Below are 12,736 nucleotides of genomic sequence, written 5' to 3'. Positions count from 1 at the left end.
TGGAAGATCAGTCTAGACGGCTATAATCGCCCCCGTTTCAAAACGGTAACCTTCACTTGCTACCGTTTTCCCGCCACCTGTCCGAGGGGCGCTGCAGCAGGATCAACCTGTCAGGCTCGGATGGGGCGTTGACTGGCCACGGCCGGACACTAAACGCACAACGGCGCCCATTCGCATACATTACGAATGGAGGCTCTTCATGAGCGCTGTTATCACGCCTGCAGATTTTAACGATTACAAAGTTGCCGACATGTCCCTGGCTGCCTGGGGCCGTCGCGAAACCATCATCGCCGAGTCGGAAATGCCGGCCCTGATGGGTCTGCGCCGCAAGTACGCCTCCGAGCAGCCGCTCAAGGGCGCGAAAATCCTCGGCTGCATCCACATGACCATTCAGACTGCCGTGCTGATCGAAACCCTGGTTGCCCTGGGTGCCGAAGTGCGCTGGTCGTCCTGCAACATCTTCTCGACTCAGGATCAGGCTGCTGCGTCCATCGCCGCTGCCGGCATCCCGGTTTTCGCCTGGAAAGGCGAGACTGAAGAAGAGTACGAGTGGTGCCTGGAGCAGACCATCCTGAAAGATGGCCAGCCATGGGACGCCAACATGATCCTCGACGACGGCGGCGACCTGACTCAGCTGCTGCACGACAAGTACCCACAAGTACTGGATCGCGTTCACGGCGTGACCGAAGAAACCACCACTGGTGTTCACCGTCTGCTGGACATGCTGGCCAAGGGCGAGCTGAAGATCCCGGCGATCAACGTCAACGACTCGGTGACCAAGTCCAAGAACGACAACAAGTACGGCTGCCGTCACAGCCTGAACGATGCGATCAAGCGCGGCACCGACCACCTGCTGTCCGGCAAGCAAGCGCTGGTCATCGGTTACGGTGACGTGGGTAAGGGTTCGGCCCAGTCCCTGCGTCAGGAAGGCATGATCGTCAAGGTTTCCGAAGTTGACCCGATCTGCGCCATGCAGGCCTGCATGGACGGTTTCGAACTGGTTTCGCCGTTCATCGACGGCATCAACAACGGCACCGAAGCAAGCATCGACAAAGCGCTGCTGGGCAAGATCGACCTGATCGTGACCACCACCGGTAACGTCAATGTTTGCGACGCGAACATGCTCAAAGCCCTGAAGAAGCGCGCTGTTGTCTGCAACATCGGTCACTTCGACAACGAAATCGACACCGCTTTCATGCGCAAGAACTGGGCATGGGAAGAAGTGAAGCCACAGGTACACAAGATCCACCGTACCGGCCCGGGCGCTTTCGACGCACAGAACGACGACTACCTGATCCTGCTGGCCGAAGGCCGTCTGGTGAACCTGGGCAACGCCACTGGTCACCCGAGCCGCATCATGGACGGTTCGTTCGCCAACCAAGTACTGGCGCAGATCTTCCTGTTCGGCCAGAAGTACGCCGACCTGTCGCCAGCCGAGAAAGCCGAGCGTCTGACCGTTGAAGTACTGCCGAAGAAACTCGACGAAGAAGTTGCCCTGGAAATGGTGCGCGGCTTCGGCGGCGTGGTCACGCAACTGACCAAGCAACAGGCTGACTACATCGGCGTGACCGTCGAAGGCCCGTTCAAGCCGCACGCTTACCGCTACTGATTGACGCGGCGGCCTGCTCTCCCTGTGGGAGCGGGCTTGCTCGCGAAAGCGGTCTGTCATTCAGCATTGATGTTGCCTGACCCGCCGCTTTCGCGAGCAAGCCCGCTCCCACATGGGCGGTGCAAGCCTCACAGGCTTCGTGTTTCCAAGGGTATTTCCCATGTCCCAAGACCGTCGCTACAGCTTCGAGTTCTTCCCGACCAAGACCGATGCTGGGCATGAAAAACTGCTCAACGTTGCCCGTCAGTTGGCAACGTACAACCCCGACTTCTTTTCCTGCACCTACGGCGCTGGTGGTTCGACCCGTGATCGCACCCTCAATACCGTTCTGCAACTGGAAAGCGAAGTCAAAGTACCGGCCGCACCGCACCTGTCGTGCGTCGGCGACAGCAAGGACGACCTGCGCGGCCTGCTGAACGAGTACAAGGCTGCCGGCATCAAGCGCATCGTTGCGCTGCGTGGCGACCTGCCATCCGGCATGGGCATGACCAGCGGCGAGCTGCGTCACGCCAACGAACTGGTTGAATTCATTCGTGAAGAAACCGGTGATCATTTCCACATCGAAGTTGCCGCTTACCCGGAGATGCATCCGCAAGCGCGCAATTACGAAGACGATCTCGCCAACTTCGTGCGCAAGGCCCGCGCCGGCGCCGACAGCGCGATCACCCAGTACTTCTTCAACGCCGACAGCTACTTCTACTTCGTCGACCGTTTGCAGACGCTGGGCGTGGATATTCCGGTGGTGCCGGGGATCATGCCGATCACCAACTACAGCAAGCTGGCGCGGTTCTCCGATGCCTGCGGTGCGGAAATTCCGCGCTGGATCCGCAAGCAACTGGAAGCCTATGGCGATGACAGCCAAAGCATTCAGCGCTTCGGCGAGCAAGTTGTCAGCGAAATGTGCGAACGCCTGCTGCAAGGTGGCGCACCAGGGCTGCACTTCTATTCCATGAACCAGGCTGAGCCTAGTCTGGCGATCTGGAATAACCTGAAGCTGCCACGTTAAGCACTAAAAGAAAGATCAAAAGATCGCAGCCTTCGGCAGCTCCTACAGGGGTGTCGTTGCTGCGATTTTTTGCTTTTGAATCCCCGAATTAGAGCTTGTGCAGGCACTTTCTGGCTCTTTCGCGTTTCTCGTCGTAATCTCAAGCCATGCCTTTTTTCGCGCAGTTACTCACCGTGCTGGTTTTTGCTTGCCTGAGCTTTGCCGCTCGGGGCGAGAAATTGCGTATTGTCACCGAGCCGTGGGCACCTTACGTCTACGAAGAGGGCGGCAAGAACCTCGGACTGGACTACGAAACCACCGCCATTGTGTTCAAGCGCCTGGGGATTGAGGTCGAATGGCAGTTCCTGCCGTGGAAGCGCTGCCTGTCGATGCTCGAGACCGGCCAGGCCGACGGCGCACTGGATATCTTTCACAGCGACGAGCGCGATGCCACCTTGCTCTACCCCATCGAACCGCTGTCGGACGTCGAGTTCGTGATGTTCTACGCCAACGACCGTCCCCATCCGTTCCGCCAGCTCGAAGACCTCAAAGGCCTGACCATCGGCACTTCGCCGGGCTATCTGTACAGCCCGGATTTCAGTCAGTCGACACTGTTTACCCGTGAACCGGCACCGACCCACGAAGCCAACTTCGGCAAACTGCTGCGCGGACGCATCGACTTGCTGATCACCGATCGCCGCGTGGGTCAGCATTTGCTCGATCAACTGAATATTCGCGATCAAATCACCGAAAACCCCACGGTCATCAGCCGTCAGAGCCAATATCTGGCGGTTCGACGCAATGCCGGGATGGACTTGCTGGTGGCGCGTTTCGGTGCCGAACTCAAGCGTTTCAAGCGCGAACCGGCCTACGCCGAGCTCAGCGCACGCTATGGCGCCGCCCCGGTCGATTCCGTGCCGCTGGGCAATGCTTCGGCCAGCCGCAAAACCGTTGAGCAGCAGGAAAGCAGCGCGCAGTGATTGCTCTGTTATACTCCGGCGTTCCCGCCAGGCTCACGCCCGGACGCCCGGAACCGTAACAGGCCTCTCGACCCGCTACAGCGCAGCTTTCAGCCCGCGCGAGCGCTCCTGACGTGCCTTCGGAACCGCAGCAGGACCGGACGGGATCGCGTCCTCTTAAACGCGATTCGCGCCAGGCAAGACTCCCATTGGGCCAAGCCCTAACTAAAACAGGATTACTCATGTCCTTTGCTTCCCTCGGTCTCTCCGAGGCTTTAGTCCGTGCCATCGAAGATGCGGGCTATACCGAGCCTACTCCGGTGCAACAGCGGGCCATTCCCGCCGTGTTGCAAGGTCGCGACCTGATGGTTGCGGCACAGACAGGTACCGGTAAAACCGGCGGTTTCGCCCTTCCGATCCTGGAGCGGTTGTTCCCCAACGGTCACCCGGACAAATCCCAGCGTCATGGCCCGCGCCAACCGCGCGTTCTGGTCCTGACCCCGACCCGCGAACTCGCGGCCCAGGTACACGAGAGCTTCAAGATCTACGCCCGTGACCTGAAATTCGTCAGCGCCTGTATCTTCGGCGGCGTCGGCATGAACCCGCAGGTCCAGGCCATGTCCCGTGGCGTTGACGTGCTCGTTGCGTGCCCGGGTCGACTGCTCGACCTCGCCGGCCAGGGCAGCGTTGACCTGTCCCACGTCGAAATCCTCGTGCTCGACGAAGCCGACCGCATGCTCGACATGGGCTTCGTTCACGACGTGAAGAAAGTCCTCGCGCGTCTGCCGGCCAAGCGTCAGAACCTGTTGTTCTCGGCGACGTTCTCCAAAGACATCACCGATCTTGCCGGCAAACTGCTGCACAACCCGGAACGCATCGAAGTCACACCGCCGAACACCACGGTCGAGCGCATCGAGCAACGCGTGTTCCGTCTGCCGGCCAGCCACAAGCGTGCCCTGCTGGCGCACCTGATCACCGCCGGTGCCTGGGAACAGGTACTGGTGTTCACCCGCACCAAGCACGGCGCCAACCGTCTGGCCGAGTACCTGGACAAGCACGGCCTGCCGGCTGTGGCGATCCACGGTAACAAGAGCCAGAACGCCCGCACCAAAGCCCTGGCCGACTTCAAGGCCGGTGAAGTGCGCATCCTGGTCGCGACCGACATCGCCGCGCGCGGTCTGGACATCGACCAGTTGCCACACGTGGTCAACTTCGAACTGCCGAACGTCGATGAAGACTATGTGCACCGTATCGGCCGTACTGGCCGTGCCGGTCGTTCGGGCGAGGCGATCTCGCTGGTGGCCCCGGACGAAGAAAAACTGCTGAAAAGCATCGAACGCATGACCAAGCAGAAAATCGCCGACGGCGACCTGATGGGCTTCGATGCCAGCACCATCGAGGCCGAGAAGCCTGAAGTGCGTGAGCGTCCGGACATGCGCAACCCGCGCAACGCCCGTGGCCCGCGTGGCGACGGCCCGAATGGCGGCGGTGGTGGCGGCGGTCGCAAGGACAAAGGCAAAGACAAGGGCAAGGAAAAACCCGCCGGCGAACGCGGCGAGCGCCCTGCCCGTCAGCAGAAACCACGTGAAGGCACCCCGGCCCGCGAACAGCGTCCGAGCCAGCCACCACGCGCGGCGGCTGATCGTGCACCGGACGAGTTCCTCGACGACGATATCGATAACTTCGGTAACCGCGTTGATTACGTGCCGAAAGCTGCTCCTGCCGGTGGCCGTGGTCGCCGTCCAGGCGCGCCAGCTCAGGGCGCAGGTGCAGGCGCTCCACGCGGCGGTCAGTCGCAAGGTCGCCAGAACGGCCCGCGTAACAGCAACGGTTCGAGCACCGGCACCCCACCGGGCAAACGCAACGGCCCGCGCAACGGTGCTCCCCGTGATGGCCAGGGCCGTCGTGACGAGTCCTCGCGCAACCGCCGCCCGGCTCGCGACGATCAGCAACGCGCCGAACCGGCCGTGCAGAACCCGCGCAGCACCGGGCCGAAGATCATGCACAAGGAGTCCAAGGCAGACCGCTTCCCGACGCCTGAGCAGCTCGATCAACTGCCGACCCGTCCGCGCGGCGAAAAACCAGCTTTGCTGACCCGCAATCGCTGAGTTATCGCGGCAATGAAAAATGCCCCGGTTCGAAAGAGCAGGGGCATTTTTTTATGCCGTCACAAATATCCCTGAATCACTGCATATCCCCTGTGGGAGCGAGCCTGCTCGCGAAGGCGGCGGATCAGTCAGCAATGATGTTGACTGAATGACCGCTTTCGCGAGCAGGCTCGCTTCCACAAGGGGCGTGGCAGGCAATAAAAAACGCCCCCGGCCTTACGACCGGGGGCGTTTTTGTATGGCGGCGAAAATTACTTCGCTTTCACACCTTCGAACGAGATGTACAGGTCGACCTTGTCGGACTGTGGACCCAGATCCATCATCTTGCCGAAATCAGAGCGCTTGATGCTGGTAGTGCCTTCAAAGCCGGCACGGTAGCCGCCCCATGGATCCTTGCCTTCGCCCAGGAACACAGCCTTGACCACGATTGGCTTGGTCACGCCGTGCAGGGTCAGGTCGCCGGTCACGTCAGCAGTGTCTTTGCCCTCGGCGTTCTTGCCGGTGGATTTGACGCTGGTGGAGACGAACTTGGCGTCAGCGTATTTGCCCACGTCCAGGAAGTCTTTGCTGGAGATGTGCTTGTCGCGCTCGGCGTGGTTGGTGAACACGCTGGCGGTTTTCACGTTGAATTCGATTTTGCTGTCTTCAGGCTTGGCGGCGTCGAAGCTGAACTTGCCGTCGATGTCCTTGAAGGTACCGGTGATGTAGCTGTAGCCCAGGTGGCTGATCTTGAAGTCGACGAAAGCGTGCTGGCCTTCCTTGTCGACGGTGTAATCAGCAGCCATCACGTTCGCGGACAGTACGGCCGAACCAATTGCCAGAGCGGCCAGAGTCTTTTTCAACATGCTTTCTTTTCCTTTGAGTCGAGGTTGAATTTCAGGCTTTGCGACCGAGCATTCGAGTGAGGGTCGCATCACGATCGATAAAGTGGTGCTTCAATGCTGCCAACGCATGGAGACCGGAAAAAATTACCAGCGCCCATGCCAGCCAGAGATGAATCACCCCAGCGGTGTCTGCCTGATCCGGTAGCCCGGAAACCAGTGCAGGAACTTCAAACAGGCCAAACACCGGGATCCCGACACCGTCTGCGGTGGAAATCAGGTAACCGGCAAGCATCACAGCGAACAGCCCGACGTACAGAAACCCGTGGCCGAATTTGGCGCCGATGCGGGTCATGCGGCTGTAGCTTTGCAGCATCGGTGGCGGTGGGCTGATAAAGCGCCACAACACCCGCAACACCATCACACCCAGCAGCACCAGACCGATGCTCTTGTGCAGATCCGGCGCGTCTTTGCGCCAGCTGCTGTAGTAATCCAGCCCCACCATCCACAGACCCAGCGCGAACAGCCCGAAGACCGCCAGCGCCACGCCCCAGTGCATGAAGATGCTGACCCAACCATAGCGTGAAGCAGAGTTACGTAGCTGCATTGCCCAAATCCTGTGAGAACTGCGAACCAAGACTAGCGAGTTATCTATCGAATTAAAGCGGAAAATTTTGCTTTGAAATATCGAGAAATACGATCAAGAGTCTGTAAGTGGCTTGTTAAGGAAAGATTAAACGGGAAAGTGTGGCGGGATGTTGTCGCCAGACAATGGAATTGAGTTGTCTGAGCGAGCCCTTCGCGAGCAGGCTCGCTCCCACAGGTGATCGCATTCTCTCTGAAAGCGCTCGGTCAAATGTGGGAGCGAGCCTGCTCGCGAAAGCGATCTGACAGGCAAAAAAAAGCGCGGCATAAACGCCGCGCTTTTTTCATTCACCGCAAGGCTTACTGCGCCTTGGTATCGGTCGTTGCCGCCGGAGCTGCTGCGGGCTTGGCCGCAGGTTTCGCCGCTGGCTTCTTCGCCGGCTCAGCCTTCTTCGCTGCAGGTTTCTTCGCGTCGGTTTTCGCTGCAGGCTTCTTCGCTGCAGGCTTGGCCGCCGCTTTCTTCGCCGGTTCAGCCTTCACCGGGGTCGCTGGTTTCGGCGCTTCTACCGGAGCTGGCGCAGGTGCCGGAGCCGGTGCAGGCGCTGGAGTGACCGGTGCTGGAGCTGGCTCAGGCGCCTTCACAGGTTCTGGCTTCTTCTCGTCATCCGAACCGCCAAACAGGTTGCTGAAGAAGTTGCCCTTCTTCGCCGCCACGGCACCCGCCGCGCCTGCCGCTGCTGCGGCTGGAACCACTTTGACCGGCTCAAACGACTTGCCGGCAGCCAGGTCTTCAACCTGACTGGCCGCACGCTGACCGGTGCGCAGCGCGCCTTCCAGAGTGCCCGGATACAGGGTGTCGGTGTGTTCGCCGGCAAACGCTACGCGTTGCAGTGGGCGCTCCCACATGCGCCAGAACTTGCTGATCTGGCCCGGGCCGTAAGCCAGGTAGGCGCCGCCCATCGACGGGTCGGTGCTGTAGCGACGGATTTCATAACCGGTGAACGAGCCACGGGCCTGTGGATAAAACGCGTGCAGACGGATCAGCACCTGATCGACCATCTGCTTGTCGCCGAACGCTTGCATCACGCGGGCATTGTCGCCGGACAGGTTGATCACCACGTTGGCGCCACCTTTCAGCGCCGGCTCGATCCAGAGCATGCCGAGGCCGGCGTTACTGTAGATCTCACCGGACATGCGCGCCTTGCTTTCCCACACAGGCGTCTTGAACTTCAACATGATCTGGTCGCGCCAGCCGTAGTTGGTGCCCTTGATCGCGGCCAGGTGCTGAGCGTCCAGCGCCGGGGTCAAAGCAATCTTGTTCAGCGCGCGCAATGGCACGGCCAGCACCACGTAGTCAGCCTGATAGCCAACACTGCCGACCTTGACGGTCACGCCATCCTTGTCCTGAGTGATCGCGGAAACCGGCGAGTTGGTCTTGATGGTCTTGATCTGCTTGACGAACGCCTGGGCCAGTACCTGGCTGCCGCCGACCAGACGCGAGGCGCGCAGGTCACGGTCGGAGACGCCGCGATAAACGCGGTTCTGCTGGGCAAAATACAGCAGCGACAGCCGCGAAGGCTCGTCGTAGTGGGTGCGGATGTCCTGGTTGATCAGCTGACGCGCGGTGGCCGGCAGGTTCTGCTTGTCGAGCCAGCTCGAGACGTTGATCTGGTCCAGTGCATGCAGGGTATTGGTCGCGGCCGGGTTCTGCGGGTCGTCGATCGAGCGTGCCAGATCGTCGAGGGTTTTCTGGTAGCGCTTCAGGGCATCGGCGGTGGCCGGCTGCTTGGTCGCCAGATCGGCAGCGGAGAAATATTCACCGTCGATCAGATAACCCGGTGTACGCACAAATTCAGGGGCTGGCGTGGTGCCCAGCTTGAAGGTCGAGACGTACTTGTTCAGCACCGGCTGGGTCTTGTCGTTGCCGATCCACTCGCTGGTGGCCATGCCCGAGCGACCGCCGAGGCTCGGCTTGGCTTCGAGCAGCGTGACCTGCCAGCCCTTGTTTTGCAGCTCGTAAGCTGCGGTCAGGCCCGACAGGCCGCCGCCGATCACGATTGCGGTTTTATCCTTGGCCAGCGCCGTAACGCTGAACAGCCCCAACATCACCAGCGCACAGGCGCGCAGCCAACCGACAGACATTCAGCGAACTCCGGAAATACACGTAGGAAAAAAGCAGTTTTGCGGGTCAGACGACCCAAAGAACCGCGAAGAATACGTCAGCCATCAAAACGCCGCCAGCGACGTCTATCGGCCCATACAAAGTAGCTCAATCGACGCAATGGGTTGTCCCGGCGCGATGCATTGCATAGGCTTGCGCGATTGTTTGCCCGCGCCTGACGCGAGCCGCCTCGAGGAGACTGTAAATGGGCCTGAATAACCAGTGGATGCAACGCGACCTCGCGGTGCTGTGGCATCCCTGCACCCAGATGAAAGACCACGAACAGCTGCCGCTGATCCCGATCAAGCGCGGTGAAGGCGTCTGGCTCGAAGACTTCGAAGGCAAGCGCTACCTCGATGCCGTCAGCTCCTGGTGGGTCAACGTGTTCGGCCACGCCAACCCGCGCATCAACCAGCGCATCAAGGATCAGGTCGATCAGCTGGAGCACGTGATTCTGGCCGGTTTCAGCCATCAACCGGTGATCGAACTGTCCGAGCGTCTGGTGAAGATGACCCCGGAAGGCCTGAATCGGGTGTTCTACGCCGATAACGGTTCGTCCTGCATCGAAGTCGCGCTGAAAATGAGCTTTCACTACTGGCTCAACCGCGGCCAGCCGAACAAGAAACGCTTCGTCACCCTGACCAACAGCTACCACGGCGAAACCATGGCAGCGATGGCAGTCGGCGACGTGCCGCTGTTCACCGAAACCTACAAAGCGCTGCTGATGGACACCATCAAGGTGCCAAGCCCGGATTGCTACCTGCGCCCCGAAGGCATGAGCTGGGAGGAACATTCGCGCAACCTGTTCGCCGCCATGGAACAAACCTTGGCAGAACATCATGACAGCGTTGCGGCAGTCATCGTCGAGCCGTTGATTCAGGGCGCCGGCGGCATGCGCATGTATCACCCGGTGTACCTCAAGCTGCTGCGCGAGGCCTGCGACCGCTACGGCGTGCACCTGATCCACGACGAAATCGCCGTCGGTTTCGGCCGCACCGGGACAATGTTTGCGTGTGAGCAGGCCGGCATCCGCCCGGACTTCCTCTGCCTGTCCAAGGCCCTGACCGGCGGCTATCTGCCGCTGGCAGCGTGCCTGACCACCGACGAGGTCTACAGCGCGTTCTACGACGACTACCCGACCCTGCGCGCCTTCCTGCATTCGCACAGCTACACCGGCAACCCGCTGGCCTGTGCGGCGGCGCTGGCGACCCTGGATATCTTCGAGCAGGACAACGTCATCGAGAACAACCAGGCACTGGCCCGGCGCATGGCCTCGGCCACTGCGCATCTGGTCGATCACCCGAATGTCTCGGAAGTGCGGCAGACCGGCATGGTGCTGGCGATCGAAATGGTCAAGGATAAAGCCACCAAAGAGGCCTACCCTTGGCAGGAACGCCGTGGCCTGAAGGTGTTCCAGCATGCGCTGGAGCGTGGCGCGTTACTGCGGCCGCTGGGCAGCGTGGTGTATTTCCTGCCGCCGTACGTGATTATCCCGGAGCAGATCGACTTCCTCGCCGAAGTCGCCAGCGAAGGCATCGACATCGCCACCCGGGACAGCGTCAGCGTCGCGGTGCCGAAGGATTTCCACCCGGGTTTCCGTGATCCGGGCTGATTGAGAATTTGTGGCGCCTGAACTGCCGCTTTCGCGAGCAGGCTCGCTCCCACCCTGGAATGCATTTCCCTGTGGGAGCGAGCCTGCTCGCGAATGAAGTCGACACCGATCCAACTGATTCACATCTTTCCAGAGACCCGAAATGAGACTGTCCCGCTTCTTTATCGACGCCCCCCTGAGCACCGGCGAACACGAACTGCCGGAAGCCCAGGCGCATTACATCAGCCGCGTGCTGCGCATGACCGAGGGCGATGCGGTGCAGTTGTTCGACGGTTCCGGCCATGAGTTTCGCGGCTCGCTGGTGGAAGTCGGCAAGAAATGCGTCGTCGTGCAGATCGACGAGCAGTTAGCCGGGCAGATTGAATCGCCGCTGCAGATCCACCTCGGCCAGGGCCTGTCCCGGGGCGAACGCATGGACTGGGCGATCCAGAAAGCCACCGAGCTGGGCGTGACGGAAATCACCCCGATCTTCAGCGACCGCTGCGAAGTGCGCCTGAAGGACGAACGCGCCGACAAACGCCTGCTGCACTGGCGTCAGGTGGCGATCAGCGCTTGCGAGCAGTGCGGGCGCTCGCGGGTGCCGGTGATTCATCCGCCGGTGTTGTTGGCCGACTGGCTGAAGCAAACCCAGGCCGAGTTGAAACTGGTGCTGCACCCGGTGGCCGAGTCGTTGGTCAGCCATGCCAAACCGGCGACGCTGGCGTTTCTGATCGGGCCGGAGGGTGGTTTGTCGGATGCCGAGGTCGAGCAGGCCAAGGGCAACGGCTTCCATGCAGCTCGGCTTGGGCCGCGAGTATTGCGCACCGAGACCGCGCCAGTGGTTGCACTGGCGGTGGCTCAGCAGCTTTGGGGTGACTTCTAGGGCCTCTTCGCGAGCAAGCCCGCTCCCACATTGGATTTCCAGTGAGCACAAATTTTGTGTACACCCGAGAACTACTGTGGGAGCGGGCTTGCTCGCGAAAAGCTTCCCCTCGGTTTGACTGTCACTCCACCGGATCACTGACTGGCCTGGCAATGATCGCCTTCAACTCGCTGGTCATCGGAAACTCCAGGTTCAACCCCTTTGGCGGGATCGGCTGTTCGAACCACTTACGGTAGATCCCGTTGATCTCCCCCGAGCTGTACAGATCGGCCAGCGCGTCGTTCACCAGCGCGAGGAATGGCGGATCATCCTTGCGCACCATGCAGCTGTAGATTTCCCGCGATTGTTCCTCCCCCACCACGACCCAGTTGTGCGGGTCCCGCGCCTTGGCCCGCTCGCCGTAGAGCAATGCGTCGTCCATGTAGAAGGCCGCTGCCCGTCCCGACTGCAGCATCTGGAACGCCTCGCCGTGATCCTTGGCGCTGATCACGAACATGTTCAGTTTGTGGTCGAGGTTGTAGCTCTTCAGATAGCGCTCGTTGGTGGTGCCGGCGGTGGTCACCACGTTCTTGCCGCGCAGGTCATCGAAGCTGTGAATGCCGCTGTCCTTTGCGGTCAGCAACTGCCCTTTTACGTAGATGAAACCGTAGGAGAACGCGACCTGTTTCTGCCGCTCGGCCGTCACCCCGGTGGAGCCGCACTCAAGATCAACCGTGCCGTTCTGCACCAGCGGAATCCGCGTCTGCGACGTCACCAGGTTGTACTTCACCTTCAGCTCCGGCAACGCCAGTTGCTGCTTGATCCGCTCGACAATCTTGCCCGCCAGCTCCACCGAATACCCCATCGGCTGCCCGGTGTGATCGCCCACATACGAGAACGGCACCGACGCATCGCGATAGCCCAGGGTGATGCTGTTGGCGCTGGCGATCTTGCCAAGCGCGCCGGTCAGCGGCACTTCATTGGCCTGTGCCTGGGCGCCGATGAACAGCGCCAGTGTGCAGCCGAGCAACGTGATTTTTTGCATTGTTATTCTC

10 protein-coding genes and 1 riboswitch are annotated in these 12,736 nt (G+C 60.7%); of the genes, 6 read left to right on the top strand and 4 right to left on the bottom strand.

Annotated elements, in window-relative coordinates; translation table 11 throughout:
• Positions 1-77 precede the first annotated feature (77 nt).
• A riboswitch (S-adenosyl-L-homocysteine riboswitch) is annotated at positions 78-176 on the top strand.
• Positions 177-199: 23 nt separating this feature from the next.
• From ahcY to H043_RS0102730, 4 genes are all read left to right on the top strand, one after another.
• Positions 200-1,609: an adenosylhomocysteinase gene (gene ahcY / locus H043_RS0102745; protein ID WP_027610609.1), complete on the top strand. Its 1,410-nt coding sequence runs from the start codon at positions 200-202 to the stop codon at positions 1,607-1,609.
• 160 nt (positions 1,610-1,769) lie between these two features.
• Positions 1,770-2,615, top strand: a complete 846-nt coding sequence (metF, locus tag H043_RS0102740) for a methylenetetrahydrofolate reductase [NAD(P)H] (protein ID WP_027610608.1) — start codon at positions 1,770-1,772, stop codon at positions 2,613-2,615.
• Positions 2,616-2,761: 146 nt separating this feature from the next.
• Positions 2,762-3,574: an ABC transporter substrate-binding protein gene (locus H043_RS0102735; protein ID WP_027610607.1), complete on the top strand. Its 813-nt coding sequence runs from the start codon at positions 2,762-2,764 to the stop codon at positions 3,572-3,574.
• 221 nt (positions 3,575-3,795) lie between these two features.
• Positions 3,796-5,661 (top strand): DEAD/DEAH box helicase, encoded by a 1,866-nt coding sequence (locus tag H043_RS0102730; protein WP_027610606.1) that lies wholly within the window; start codon positions 3,796-3,798, stop codon positions 5,659-5,661.
• Between the two features lie 251 nt (positions 5,662-5,912).
• On the opposite strand, the gene H043_RS0102725 is transcribed toward H043_RS0102730, so the two are convergent.
• The 3 genes from H043_RS0102725 to H043_RS0102715 all read right to left on the bottom strand — a co-directional run bounded on the left by H043_RS0102725 (position 5,913) and on the right by H043_RS0102715 (position 9,209).
• Positions 5,913-6,506 (bottom strand): YceI family protein, encoded by a 594-nt coding sequence (locus tag H043_RS0102725; protein ID WP_027610605.1) that lies wholly within the window; start codon positions 6,504-6,506, stop codon positions 5,913-5,915.
• 31 nt (positions 6,507-6,537) lie between these two features.
• Positions 6,538-7,089, bottom strand: a complete 552-nt coding sequence (locus tag H043_RS0102720) for a cytochrome b (RefSeq protein WP_027610604.1) — start codon at positions 7,087-7,089, stop codon at positions 6,538-6,540.
• A gap of 338 nt (positions 7,090-7,427) precedes the next feature.
• Complete coding sequence (locus tag H043_RS0102715; RefSeq protein ID WP_027610603.1) at positions 7,428-9,209, bottom strand: flavin monoamine oxidase family protein; 1,782 nt, start codon at positions 9,207-9,209, stop codon at positions 7,428-7,430.
• Positions 9,210-9,433: 224 nt separating this feature from the next.
• Between H043_RS0102715 and H043_RS0102710 the strand changes: the two genes are divergently transcribed.
• Positions 9,434-10,840 (top strand): adenosylmethionine--8-amino-7-oxononanoate transaminase, encoded by a 1,407-nt coding sequence (locus H043_RS0102710; protein WP_027610602.1) that lies wholly within the window; start codon positions 9,434-9,436, stop codon positions 10,838-10,840.
• Between the two features lie 142 nt (positions 10,841-10,982).
• Positions 10,983-11,702 carry a 16S rRNA (uracil(1498)-N(3))-methyltransferase gene (locus H043_RS0102705; protein ID WP_027610601.1) on the top strand — a complete coding sequence of 240 codons (720 nt, stop codon included), beginning with the start codon at positions 10,983-10,985 and terminating at the stop codon, positions 11,700-11,702.
• 121 nt (positions 11,703-11,823) lie between these two features.
• Here the strand turns inward: H043_RS0102705 and H043_RS0102700 are convergent, their stop codons facing one another.
• Positions 11,824-12,726, bottom strand: coding sequence for a transporter substrate-binding domain-containing protein (locus tag H043_RS0102700; RefSeq protein WP_027610600.1), 903 nt, complete (start codon positions 12,724-12,726; stop codon positions 11,824-11,826).
• Between the last annotated feature and the right edge of the window lie 10 nt (positions 12,727-12,736).

Source organism: Pseudomonas sp. URIL14HWK12:I6, from assembly GCF_000514195.1.
GTDB lineage: Bacteria > Pseudomonadota > Gammaproteobacteria > Pseudomonadales > Pseudomonadaceae > Aquipseudomonas > Aquipseudomonas putida_A.
The sequence above is the reverse complement of the archived record's forward strand: the minus strand, read 5'-3'. Positions and strand labels throughout refer to the sequence as shown.

Bases quoted from the DNA above. Each gene is read 5' to 3' on its own strand.
- ahcY (WP_027610609.1), top strand. From the start codon at position 200: ATGAGCGCTGTTATCACGCCTGCAGATTTTAACGATTACAAAGTTGCC.
- metF (WP_027610608.1), top strand. From the start codon at position 1,770: ATGTCCCAAGACCGTCGCTACAGCTTCGAGTTCTTCCCGACCAAGACC.
- H043_RS0102735 (WP_027610607.1), top strand. From the start codon at position 2,762: ATGCCTTTTTTCGCGCAGTTACTCACCGTGCTGGTTTTTGCTTGCCTG.
- H043_RS0102730 (WP_027610606.1), top strand. From the start codon at position 3,796: ATGTCCTTTGCTTCCCTCGGTCTCTCCGAGGCTTTAGTCCGTGCCATC.
- H043_RS0102725 (WP_027610605.1), bottom strand. From the start codon at position 6,506: ATGTTGAAAAAGACTCTGGCCGCTCTGGCAATTGGTTCGGCCGTACTG.
- H043_RS0102720 (WP_027610604.1), bottom strand. From the start codon at position 7,089: ATGCAGCTACGTAACTCTGCTTCACGCTATGGTTGGGTCAGCATCTTC.
- H043_RS0102715 (WP_027610603.1), bottom strand. From the start codon at position 9,209: ATGTCTGTCGGTTGGCTGCGCGCCTGTGCGCTGGTGATGTTGGGGCTG.
- H043_RS0102710 (WP_027610602.1), top strand. From the start codon at position 9,434: ATGGGCCTGAATAACCAGTGGATGCAACGCGACCTCGCGGTGCTGTGG.
- H043_RS0102705 (WP_027610601.1), top strand. From the start codon at position 10,983: ATGAGACTGTCCCGCTTCTTTATCGACGCCCCCCTGAGCACCGGCGAA.
- H043_RS0102700 (WP_027610600.1), bottom strand. From the start codon at position 12,726: ATGCAAAAAATCACGTTGCTCGGCTGCACACTGGCGCTGTTCATCGGC.